The sequence below is a fragment of the Haloferula sp. genome (genome assembly GCF_049672945.1).
GTDB lineage: Bacteria > Verrucomicrobiota > Verrucomicrobiia > Verrucomicrobiales > Akkermansiaceae > Haloferula.
In genome coordinates this window covers 19,228-30,701 of record NZ_JBATWY010000087.1, presented here as the reverse complement: position 1 = coordinate 30,701, position 11,474 = coordinate 19,228, and the positions used below count along the sequence as shown (strand labels likewise).

At 60.0% G+C, this 11,474-nt stretch carries 7 protein-coding genes; 4 read left to right on the top strand and 3 right to left on the bottom strand.

Going from position 1 to position 11,474, the window contains the following annotated elements:
- The first annotated feature begins 47 nt into the window (after nt 1-47).
- Together WBG04_RS07395 and WBG04_RS07390 are read left to right on the top strand one after the other, a co-directional pair.
- On the top strand, nt 48-872 hold the full coding sequence (locus tag WBG04_RS07395; RefSeq protein WP_424313759.1) for a serine/threonine protein kinase: 825 nt from the start codon (nt 48-50) through the stop codon (nt 870-872).
- Between the two features lie 13 nt (nt 873-885).
- A complete protein-coding gene (locus WBG04_RS07390; protein WP_424313757.1) occupies nt 886-1,719 on the top strand; it encodes a PP2C family protein-serine/threonine phosphatase in 834 nt (277 codons plus the stop codon).
- Between the two features lie 88 nt (nt 1,720-1,807).
- Here the strand turns inward: WBG04_RS07390 and WBG04_RS07385 are convergent, their stop codons facing one another.
- Complete coding sequence (locus WBG04_RS07385; protein ID WP_424313756.1) at nt 1,808-2,494, bottom strand: 3-keto-disaccharide hydrolase; 687 nt, start codon at nt 2,492-2,494, stop codon at nt 1,808-1,810.
- Nucleotides 2,495-2,594: 100 nt separating this feature from the next.
- Here WBG04_RS07385 and WBG04_RS07380 point away from each other — a divergent pair, with 100 nt between their 5' ends.
- Nucleotides 2,595-4,646 carry an arylsulfatase gene (locus WBG04_RS07380; RefSeq protein WP_424313754.1) on the top strand — a complete coding sequence of 684 codons (2,052 nt, stop codon included), beginning with the start codon at nt 2,595-2,597 and terminating at the stop codon, nt 4,644-4,646.
- Nucleotides 4,647-4,653: 7 nt separating this feature from the next.
- Nucleotides 4,654-6,219 (top strand): arylsulfatase, encoded by a 1,566-nt coding sequence (locus WBG04_RS07375; protein WP_424313753.1) that lies wholly within the window; start codon nt 4,654-4,656, stop codon nt 6,217-6,219.
- A gap of 14 nt (nt 6,220-6,233) precedes the next feature.
- Here the strand turns inward: WBG04_RS07375 and WBG04_RS07370 are convergent, their stop codons facing one another.
- Nucleotides 6,234-7,796 carry a sulfatase gene (locus WBG04_RS07370; protein ID WP_424313752.1) on the bottom strand — a complete coding sequence of 521 codons (1,563 nt, stop codon included), beginning with the start codon at nt 7,794-7,796 and terminating at the stop codon, nt 6,234-6,236.
- Between the two features lie 75 nt (nt 7,797-7,871).
- On the bottom strand, nt 7,872-11,471 hold the full coding sequence (locus WBG04_RS07365) for a family 16 glycoside hydrolase (RefSeq protein ID WP_424313751.1): 3,600 nt from the start codon (nt 11,469-11,471) through the stop codon (nt 7,872-7,874).
- Nucleotides 11,472-11,474 lie beyond the last annotated feature (3 nt).

Sequence of the window (11,474 nt, the reverse complement as noted above, 5' to 3'; positions counted from 1 at the left end):
CCTGCGTGTCCGGGTAAAAGGCAGCAAGGCCACCTTCACGGCGATCCATGTCTTCCACCCCTCCCCCACCGAAGCCCGCAAAGAACGCACCGCCGCGCCTGCGACTCAAATCCCGATTGGGCAAATACCGGATCGAGGCCCGCCTGATGGAAGGCAACTACTCAAATGTCTATCGCGCCTTCGATACCATCGAAGGCCATCGCGTCGCACTCAAGATCCCCCACCCTCACCTCGCCGACGAGGCCTTTCTCAGTGATTTCCGCAAGGAAGCCCGCCTCGGCTCGCGGATCCAGCACCCGAATGTCCTGAGCCTCAAGGATGCCAGCATCATCGACAACCACTTCGTCATGGCCTACCCGCTGGGCACCGAAAGCCTGTGCGATCGACTCGCCCGCCGCGTCTCCAGCACCAATCTGGAACTATTCATCGAGCAGTGCCTCGAAGCTCTCGCCGAACTCCATCAGCACCAAATCATCCACTGTGATATCAAACCGGAGAACTTCATCCTCTTCCCCGGACCGGTCGTGAAGCTCGCCGACTTCGGCATCGCCCGACTCGCCGCGCGCACAATCAAAGCCTCCGGTTCCGGCACCCTCGGCTACATGGCACCCGAGCAGGCCATGGGAAAACCCTCCTTCCGCTCGGATGTCTTCGCCATGGGCCTGCTGCTCTATAAAATGGTCACCGGCCACGTCCCCGAGTATCCCTTCAAATGGCCACCGCCGGAGTATTCGAAACTCCGCCGCAAGGCTCATCCCGCATTCATCGCCCTGCTGCGGAAGTCCCTCGAACCCGAATCGCGCCGACGCTTCGCCAATGCCCAGGCGCTGCACAAGGCCTACATGAATCTCCCCGCAGCCGCCTTGCTCTAACAATCCCATCCGCGTGACTCCGCCTTCCCAGGAACTTGGCAGCTTACCCAGCCCCACTCTCTTGCTCGAGCCCGACCTCGACCAAGCGCTCATCGTCGCCCTTCCCCACGGAAAAGTCGTCCTTTTCTCGCGAGCCCACCCCACCCGCAACTCACCGAACCAAGACGCCGCCGCCGTCATCCCCGCCAGCCCGGAGCAAGCCCTGTTCGTCGTCGCCGACGGCATGGGCGGCACCCGCCAAGGAGGCGAAGCCGCCGCCACCGTCATCCACCAGCTCGCCGAACAACTGCCCCTCAACTCGGACGACCAGCAGCTCCGCACCGCCATCCTCAACGGCATCGAAGAAGCCAACCGAAAGATCCTTTCCGACCTTCCCGGATCCGGTTCCACCCTCGCCGCCGTCGAAATCAATGCCGACACCATCCGCCCTTATCACATCGGCGATACCGAGATTCTCGTCGTCGGGCAGCGCGGAAAACTCAAGTTCCAGAGCATCTCCCACTCGCTCGTCGGCATGGGCGTCGAAGCCGGCCTGATCGATGAAGAGGAAGCGCTTCATCACGACGACCGCCACATCATCCTCAACGCCATCGGTTCCACCGAAATGCGCATCGAACTTGGCGCCCCGCTCGAACTTGACCGCCACGACACCCTGCTGCTCGCCAGCGACGGCCTCACCGACAACCTCAGCCTCGATGAAATCATCGGGATCATCCGCAAAGGCCCACTCGACAAAGCCGTCGAAAAACTCGCCGAACTCGCCCGCAAGCGCATGCACGAAACCCAGTCAGGCCACCCCTCCAAACCCGACGACCTCACCCTGCTGGCTTATCGGCGAACGAGTTGAGGATCCCTGAGACTCTCCGGCACAACCATTCCGGGCGGGTCCCACAGAATGCAAATGGATCCCTACTTGCGATCAATTTTCTGGGTCCTCACTCCTTGCCGTCGGTCTCCAACTGCTGAAGACGGATCGACTTCACCTCCACCTTCATCGCAGGACCGGCGTGCAGCTGGATGGCGAGCACCCCTTTCAACGAACGCTTCTCCGGATCGTTGTCCGTGATCTCCGCTGCAAGTTCGCCGTTCACGAAATGCTTCACCACATTTCCCCTGGCTTCGATGCGGTAGGTGTTCCATTCCCCAAGCTTCACCTCCGGCACCGGCAGCTTCCCGGTCACCTTGGGTTTCGCTCCTTTTTCAAGCACCACCTTCTGGCCGCGCTGACAGGTGATGCCCCTTCCCTTCTCCTCATAAAGCATCGCGAGAAACTCCTGCTTGGGATGCATGTCCATCTGGTAGCCGCCGACCGACCAGCTATCCGCATCAATCACCCGGCTCCGATACTGCACGCCCGAGTTGTTGCCTTCGGCACGCGCGACCATTTCGAAATCAAAGTCCCCCACCTCACCACCCTTCCAAATCAGGAAGGTGTTTTTCTTCACATTTTTTCCAGCCTTGTCCGTCTCGCCGACCAAGACCCCATCCACCACACTCCACAAACGCGGATCACCATCCCAGCCGCTTAGGTCCTTGCCATTGAAAAGGCTCTCCTTTTCCTGCCCGAACAAGACGAGGGGAGTAAAAACCGCGGCAACAACGAGAGGTAAACTGAGTTTCATCGGGACATTCTTCCAGCTCCGTGCACCCTTTCAAGAATTGATTGTCGGTGCCTGCAGCCAGGCCGCTGGCAAAGCTCCTTGGATAACAAAGCGCCGAATAATGCCGACCCGAAAACAGAAGGAGAGAAACCATCGCCGGGCGACGTATCGGAAGTCCGTGAAAACCATCGCCCTCCTCGCCAGTGTCCTCCTGGCCGCTTTTCCAAACCAGATCCTCGCAAATCCGGAACCGCCACAACCCAACATCCTGGTCATCATGACCGATGACATGGGCTTTTCCGACCTCGGCTGCTACGGTTCCGAGATCGAGACGCCCACACTCGACCGACTCGCCGCCAAGGGTCTGCGATTTTCACAGTTCTACAACACCGCCAAGTGCCATTCCTCGCGTGTCAGCCTGCTCAGCGGACGCTGGTGCAAGCAAGCGGGCGACGTCGCCCTGACCCGCGCCGTCACGATCCCCGAGGTCCTCGCCCCGGCCGGCTACTTCACGGCGATGTCCGGAAAATGGCACCTCGACAAGGAGCCCACTGACTTTGGCTTCCAGCGCTACTTCGGCCACCTGTCCGGGGCCTGCGACTACTTCACCGGTGACAAAACCTTCCGCCTCAACGGCCAGCCGTGGACCGTCCCAGCGAAAGGTTTCTACACCACGGTCACCAAGGTCGACTTCGCTCTGGAATTCCTCAAGGAAGCTCGCTCCGAGACCAAGCCCTGGTTTCTCTACGTCGCCTTCAACGCTCCTCACGCCCCGCTTCAGCCACTCAAGGAAGACTACGACAAGTATCGTACCAAATACGAAAGCGGCTGGGATGTCATGAACCGCGAGCGGCACGCCAAACAGCAGGAACTCGGTATTTTCGTCCCTGAAGTCGATCCCGCGCCACGCGAAAGCTCCATCCCGGCCTGGAAGGATCTCACCCCCGAACTCCGCGATTGGGAGTCACGCCGCATGGCGGCCCTCGCCGCGCTCATCGACCGCTTGGACCAGGAAATCGGCCGTCTTGTCGCCGACATCGAGGCCGCCGGTGAACTCGACAACACCCTGATCCTCTTCGTCAACGACAACGGCGCCTGCCCTTACGACCGGACCAGCACCGGCATGAACCGCGAACCCTATCAGGCCGGAGTTCACTGGAGTGACAGCACCGGCTGGTCATGGGCGCGCAACACGCCTTTCCGCTACTACAAACAGAACCAGTTTGAAGGTGGCATCACCAGTCCCGCCATCGCCCACTGGCCCGCCGGCTTGAAAGCCAAACCGGGCAGCATCACGCACAGCCCCGCCCACCTCGTCGACATCCTCCCCACCCTCGCGGAAATCGGCGGAGCGGAAATCCCCACCACCTTTCCAGGAAGAGAACCCACAGCCCTCGCCGGCACCTCGCTCACCCCCATCTTTGCCGGTGAATCTCCCGAGACCCGCCCACCGCTTCACTTCATGTTCGCCACCGACCGCGGCTTCCGCGACGGCGATTGGAAGATCGTCTCCTTCCGCCGCCAGCCCTGGGAACTTTACAACATCGCCGAAGACCGCACCGAGCTCCACGATCTCGCCGCCAAGCATCCCGAGCGGGTCGAGAAAATGGTGCAGCAGTGGCACCAGATGACCGCCGAGGACTTGAGGGGCTCGAAAGCCGACAATCAGCCCGTCCTCGAAGAAGCCACCGGCCACATCCACAGAGAGTGGTCCGACTACTCCGGGAAAAAGGGAGCCATCACAACCCGCAAAGCCACCAAGGCGAACAAGAAGTTGGCCGACCCCATCCGCGCTCGTCGCGAAACCTCACTCAAGACCGAGGGCAAACGCCTCATTCTCACCTGCACCAAAGGAGATCCGGGCATCGCCCTTGATCAGTTGGGCAGCCTTCCCGCCGGCCCGTACAAGCTGAGCTTCCGCGTCCGCAGCAATGCCGCAGGTGCCGGCGAGGTCTTCTTCACCACCGACCCGAAGATGCCACTGAACAAGGGAACAAATGTCGCGCTCAATATCCCGCACGACGATCAGTGGCATGAAATCAGCATCGCCCTTGAAACCACCAGTGCCCTCAAAGCCCTGCGTATCGATCCATGCTCCGAAGCTGGCAGCGTGCAGATCGAAAACCTTGCCCTGCACGCTCAAGAAGGCACCCTGCTAAAGACTTGGCCCTGATCTTTTCATGACCCGATTCTTCATCGCCCTCGCCCTGCTCTGCCTGCCTCTAACAGCAACCGATCGCCCACCCGACATCCTCGTCATCCTCGTCGATGACATGGGCTACAGCGATCTCGGCTGCTTCGGCGGCGAAATCCCCACCCCCGCACTGGACCAGCTCGCCGCACAAGGTACCCGCCTGACCCACTTTCACAATGGCGGCATGTGTGTCGTCTCCCGCGCCTCGATGCTCACCGGCCAATGGTGGCCACGCGGTCTGAAGGAGTTCAAGAAAACCAAGCTTCTCCCCGAGCGCCTCAAGGAAGCCGGCTATCGCAACGCCCTGATTGGAAAATGGCACCTCGCCGGTGACCCGATGGATCGTGGCTTCGACCACTTCTTCGGGTTCCTCGGCGGCTTCGCCGATCACTTCAAGGGTTCGCGCGACTACCGTCTCGACCGCCAAGCCTTCAAGAATTTCGGCAAGGATTTCTACAGCAGTGATGCCTTCGCCGACCGCGCCATCCGCTTCATCGAGTCCTCGAACAAAGAGAACCCTGAGCAGCCGCTCTTTGTCTACCTCTCGCTCCAGGCACCGCACAATCCGCTACAAGCACCCCTTGAAGACATCCGTCGCCACCGGGGAAACTACCAGGCCGGCTGGCAGGCCATCCGCGAAGCACGCTTCAAGCGTCAGCAGCAGCTCGGACTCTTTTCTGAGGAACTACGGCTTCCCTCGTACCCCGAAAACCTTCCCGACTGGGACTCCCTTTCTCCGCAGCAGCGCGACCTCGAAGACCTCCGCATGGCGACCTACGCCGCAATGATCGAGCGCATGGACAAAGGCATCGGCCGCGTCATCGAAACCCTCGAAAGCACCGGCCGCGCCGACAACACCCTGATCCTCTTTCTCAGCGACAACGGGGCCGACTCATTTTCGGTTGTCGATCAGGCGATGCTGAAAAAAGGCCTGCTCCCCGGCGATCCGGGCTCGAACTACCAGCCCGGCACCGGCTGGGCCTATGCTGCGGTGACTCCATGGCGGCTTTACAAGATCAGCCAGCACGCCGGTGGCATCACCACCGGAGCCATCATTAAATGGCCTGGCGAAAATAAGCATAAGGGAAAGATCCAAGCCAGCCCGGTCCACATTGCCGACCTCATGCCGACCCTTCTGGATCTCGTCGATCTCCCGGCCGAAGAGCTCGATGGCAAGTCCTTCCTCCCCCTCAGCAGCAGCTCCGAATGGGTCCGGGACGAGCCGATGTTCTTCCAATATCTGGACAATCGGGCGATCCGCACCGCCGACTGGACACTCGTCGAGGCCGACGAGGCCGGCTGGGAACTCTACGATGCCCGCCAGGACCCCTTTGAGATCTCCAACCTCGCCGCCCAAAACCCGGAGCTTGTCGAAGAACTCTCCGGCCGATGGGACAAATGGTGGAAGGCCCAGAATCAAGGCAAGACCTACATCCCCGAATCGTCCCAGGGCAGCCCCCACTACAGCCCGCAAGGCGACCGTGGCACAGGAACTCCCTACAAGCCTTCCGCCATGCCTCGGAAACTCTCTGATCGACTCCCCATCGAGTGAGTCAAAGTGAGCGTCTACTTTTCGACGGCACCCGCACTACCCCACCACGGCTCCTTGCCCTTCGGTTCCCAGTCGGGATCAAGGAACTCCAGATGCTGTTTCTCAAGCCGACTCATCCCGGCATTCCGAGCCGCGTTGATCTTCGCATCAAATCGCTTCTGATCGAAGCGCGGATCACGAGTGGGAATTTTCGCACCCGTATCCTTCAGCCAGTCATTCAAGCGCGCGCTGAGCACGGCAACCTTCTCCGGATTCGCGGCAGCCAGATCCTTCTGCTCACCGGGATCCTCATCGAGCTTGTAGAGCTCGGAACGCCCATCCTCATGGTAATGGATCAACTTCCAGTCCTTGGAGCGAATGATCGACGACGGCTCTCCGCCTTGGTTCCCATAATGCGGGTAGTGCCAGAACAAGTCCCGCTCACCCACCGAGCCACCTTTCAGAACCGGCACCAGGCTGACGCCATCGACATGCTGCCCGGGCATCGCTGGCAAGCCCGCGAGCTCGAGGATCGTCGGATAGAAGTCCATCCCAATGACAGGAATCTCCGTGGCGGAGCGGGCTTTTGTCATGCCGGGAACATGGATGATGTAGGGCTCGCGAATACCACCTTCCCACTGCCTCCCCTTGCCGCCACGGTAGGGAAGCAAGCTTGTCGAATAGGCATCCCCTGAGGACACGCCACCATTGTCGGAGGTGAAAATGACCACCGTGTCCTTGTCGAGTCCGGTCTCCTTCAGCTTGTTCAGAACGATGCCAACGGCCGTATCCAGCGACTCGACCATGCCGGCATAGATGGGATTGTCCTGCACCTGGCGGACCGCAAGTCGCCGGTCGAACTTGAAGCGGGTCGCTTCGCCTGAAAGCCCCATGCGCTCCGCTTTCTTCCGATACTTTTCGTGAAGAGCTTCAGTCGTCTGAATCGGACCATGGACGGTATAGAACGAAAGGAAGGCAAAGAACGGCTTGTTCTGGTTCGCCTCGATGAAAGAAGCCGTCTCGCGCGCGAGCCTCAAGGTCAGCAACTCACCATCCGGTCCACTCTCAAGGCGGGGGTTTTTCCATGGCGCAAAATAGCCGCCCGCCGGTGAGCCCTTGTCCCAGCCGCCTTTGTTGATCTCGAAGCCGTGATCCTCCGGCCATGACCCTTTGGCACCCAGGTGCCACTTTCCGGCAAAGAAGGTCGCGTAGCCCGCCTCCCGCATTGCTTCGGCAATGGTGATCTCCTCGCTGGGCAAGTTGTGGACATACTCGGCAGGAAGCACCGAATCGTCCCGCTTCCAATCCATTCCAGAGGCCGCACCAATCCAATCGGTGATCCCGTGACGGGGCGTGGCCTTGCCCGTCATGATGCTGGCGCGGGAAGGACTGCAAACGCGGGATGCCGCATAGCCCGTGTCGAAGCGCATGCCCGATGCCGCCAGACGATCAATATTCGGCGTCTCGTGGAACTTGCTTCCGGTGTAACCGAGATCCGTCGCCCCGAGATCATCCACGAGAATGAAAACAAAGTTCCGGGCTTCAAGCGCGGCAGTACTTGCCGCGATTCCAGCCAGGATGATCAGCAAACTCTTCATGATATTAAAAACCACCAAGTGGGGCCCGACCGTTCAGCCCCCCGGTTGGAAAGCCTCGCGGCAAGACCCATCCTACTACTTCGCCAGTAGGAATGCCAGCAGGTCACGCAGCTCGTTCTCATTGAGCTGATTGATCAGCCCACCGGGCATCGGGGAGACCGGCGATGGCTCGACTTTCACGACGTCCCCACGCTCGATTTCGACCGTTTGGCTGAAATCGAATGGGTTGATACTGACGATCCAGCGGTCGTCCTTTTCCTCCTTGATTCGGCCAACCACCTGACCTCCATCCTTCTTGGTGAGGATATCGAAGGCATACTGATCGGAGACCTCCTGACTTGGATCGATCAAGGCGACGGCGAGGCTTTTCACGGTAAATCGTCCGCCAAGACTTGAGAGCTCCGGACCTGCCGCCCCTCCTTGTCCTCCATAGCTATGGCAGGCGGCACACAGCGCTGCTTTGAACATTTCCTCACCGTGGGCATGGTCCGCCCCTTCGAATCCGGCCTCCGCCACCTTCTCAACCTCCTCGACGGTCCAGATACGACCCGGACCCTTCGCTGTGGGCAGATTGGCAAATGGATCGGCGACCTCGGTGGGCACGAAGTCCTTCAGCCATTTTCGTTCCTGGGGAGTGGCAATCTCCAGCGTCTGTTGGGTCAAGTCCTTGAGAAAGCCGCCGTACGACTTACCGCCGCTTTTTGAATTCAGACGTTTGAGCCAACCAAAAAACCGCTCTCGTTCATTGCGATCCCATGGCCCGGGAACACAACGCAGCGCGTAAACATAGTGAATCACACGCGCCGGCGGTTGCGCCTTCAACATGCTCTTCACCGTCGACCCGTATCGCGAATTCCGTTCCGCAATCGCCAACCAATCCGGAGCGACCGGCGGCGGAGCGGTGTCCATCAGCGCCAAGGTCCTGCCCACCACGCCAGGGGCGTTGAGGTAGGCGAGCATCCGCACCAGCTCGGCATTCAGATCATCGTTGCGGGCGGGATACGAGGCATCGATCGCCTGCAACACACTCGCACGTTCGTCCTTGTCGGCACCATCTCCCCGGATGAATGCGAGGCCGGCCGCGCGCAACCAGGCAAGCTGTTGCTGCAGTTCGAGGGCATCGAATTCCAAAGCTGTTAGATACCTGAGCATCTCCTTGGCCTTTTTCCCCTCGTTGAGTCGTGCCTGGATGATCGCCGCTTGAATCGTCTCCCAAGGTTTGCCCCGGACTTTTCCGAGGTTCGGGGGAATTTCACGCGGACGGGTTTCGAAGTACAATCGGGCCTGCTGGCGTAGCGTCCGATCAGAGGAGGAAAGCCCGGCCAGAGCCTGCTTCCGATCGATAAGCGGGGCCAACTCATCCGAGAATTCCACGGGAGCGGTCGGCTCATCATCAACATACCTGACCCGCCACACTGCCGAGTCCGTCCGTCGTCCACCGGTCAGGAAATACAGGTTCCCATCCTTACCGATCTGCGCATCGGTCAGCGGCAGTCCGTCACCGGCGACCAGCTCCTCGGTGGTCGCACTGTAGCTGGAGCCGTGCTTCTCAAGGTGCACCACGTGGATCGTGGCAAAGGTCCAGTCCAAGGCATAGAGCGCACGCTGGTACCTCGCAGGAAAGGCAGCACCCTCGCCCGAAAGCAGGCCCGTCGGCGAACCCGGACCAATGTTCACCACTTCGGGCATGCTGTCCTCGGAGTAGCTCGGCCACTTCCCGGTTCCGTTGCGCCATCCCATCTCGGCCCCGGGAACCACGTGATTGATCCGGGTCGGCCGGTACCACGGCATGCCCAGATCCCACTCCATGTCGGCATCGTAGGTAAAAAGGTCGCCGGCGGCATTGAAGGCGATGTCGAACTGGTTCCGCATCCCGATGCCCACCAGCTGCCAATCCGAACCATCCGGCTTGAAGCGTGCGATCCAGCCGCCAGGCGCCATCGTTCTGGCAGCGTGTCCTCTGGCATCGGGACGACGCGGCAAAAGCTGATCCTCATCCCAGACACGCGGCACCATCGAACTATCCATCTCCGCCAACTTCGTGTGGTTGCCCGCACAGAAATAAATCCACTTCCCGTCCGGCGAGGGGACCAGCGAATGCGGTCCGTGCTCTCCACTGCCTTCGAGTTTCTTGAGCAGCTCCGGCTTCTTGAAGGTGCCGTTCGCACCGGCTTGAACCCGATAAACTCCTTTGTCCACCTTCTTGCTCTCCGTCACCGTGACATAGAGTGAGTCCTTGAACCAGAGGAGGCCGTGAATCCCGTCGAGGGGAATCGGCAGCGGTTCGACCTTGCCGGTTTCGACGATGAGTCGGTAAATCTTCCCATACTGATCGCCGCAGATCAGGCTGCCATCGGGACCGATCGTCAGGGCGACCCACGAACCCTCGGACGCGGGAATCTTACGGATCAACTCAAGCTTGAAGCCGGGAAGCACCGCGAAAGAATCGCTCATGTCCTTGGCCGGGCCTTTCGGAGCGGGCTTCTCCGCCATCGCCTGATCGCCAATGATCTTTCCCCACGGAGCCGCTCCCATCTTCGCGACCACGGTGGCCGGGCGCCATCCGGACTGGTCGAAGCCCAACTCCAGCCAGCCCTCGGCAGATTCCGAGGAAACCTTCCACGAACCGTCACTGACCAACTCCGCGCTCGAACCGTCACTCAACTTGATCTTCATGCGCATCGCCATCCCGGCCACCCCGGTGCCGTTCCGACCTTCGACCGCGATGATGTTGCGTCCCGGTTTCAGATAGTCCGCCACTTCATGTCGGACAAGCCGGCTCCAATCCATCTGCATCCCCAGGTCGTGGCCATTGACCCAGGCACGCTGTGCGTCATCACCCACCACTTCGAGGGTGGCTCCAGCGAAACCCGGCGGAAGCACGAATTCCTTTCGGAAAAACACCTTTTCATTGGCTTTCGGCTGACTGCTTCCCCAGATCCATTCGATCTCCTGCTCCTGCGAATCCACAGCTTGCTTCGCAGCCGCTCTCTCATCTCCGTCACCCGGTGCCAGATCCGCTAGCACGAGATCCTTGAATTCCGCCGTCATCGGGGGCCCCACGTGGAGCTGCAAACCGATGAAACCTTCCATGCTCCGCTTCTCCGGATCCTCATCCACCAGCTCGATGGCCAGCTTGCCGTTGACGAAATGTTGCAGCACATTCCCACGAGCGATGATCTTGTAGTCATTCCACTCCGAAAGCTCGGTTGCTTCGATCTCGAGCTTGCCGGTCTGCTTCGGCTTTCCACCCGCCGGCAGCACCGCTTTTTCACCTCGCTTGCAAACGATTCCGCGTCCCTTCTCCTCGTAAAGCATCCCGAGAAAAGGAGCCTTCGGATGGAGATCCATCTGGTAGCCGCCAAGTCGCCAAGCCTCCTCATCGATCACCTTGCTGCGATACTGGACACCCGAATTGCTGGCCGAAACCCGGGCCTTGTAGCTCAGTTGAAAATCGCCGGGTGTCTCTTTCTTGTAGATTAAAAAACTGTTCGCCTTGATCGCCCGTCCATCCTCATCCGTGCGGCCGACAATCATCCCATCTTCGACACTCCAAAGTCGCGGATCACCCGACCAACCGTCGAGATCCCGACCATTGAAAATCGCCCGCTCGGCTCCGGCAGTTAAAAGCACTGAAGCGAGGGAAAGGAGCAAGGTAAGAGACTGAATTTTCACAGA

Coding starts and splice junctions, on each gene's coding strand:
- WBG04_RS07395 (WP_424313759.1), top strand. CDS start 48: ATGTCTTCCACCCCTCCCCCACCGAAGCCCGCAAAGAACGCACCGCCG.
- WBG04_RS07385 (WP_424313756.1), bottom strand. CDS start 2,494: ATGAAACTCAGTTTACCTCTCGTTGTTGCCGCGGTTTTTACTCCCCTC.
- WBG04_RS07380 (WP_424313754.1), top strand. CDS start 2,595: ATGCCGACCCGAAAACAGAAGGAGAGAAACCATCGCCGGGCGACGTAT.
- WBG04_RS07375 (WP_424313753.1), top strand. CDS start 4,654: ATGACCCGATTCTTCATCGCCCTCGCCCTGCTCTGCCTGCCTCTAACA.
- WBG04_RS07370 (WP_424313752.1), bottom strand. CDS start 7,796: ATGAAGAGTTTGCTGATCATCCTGGCTGGAATCGCGGCAAGTACTGCC.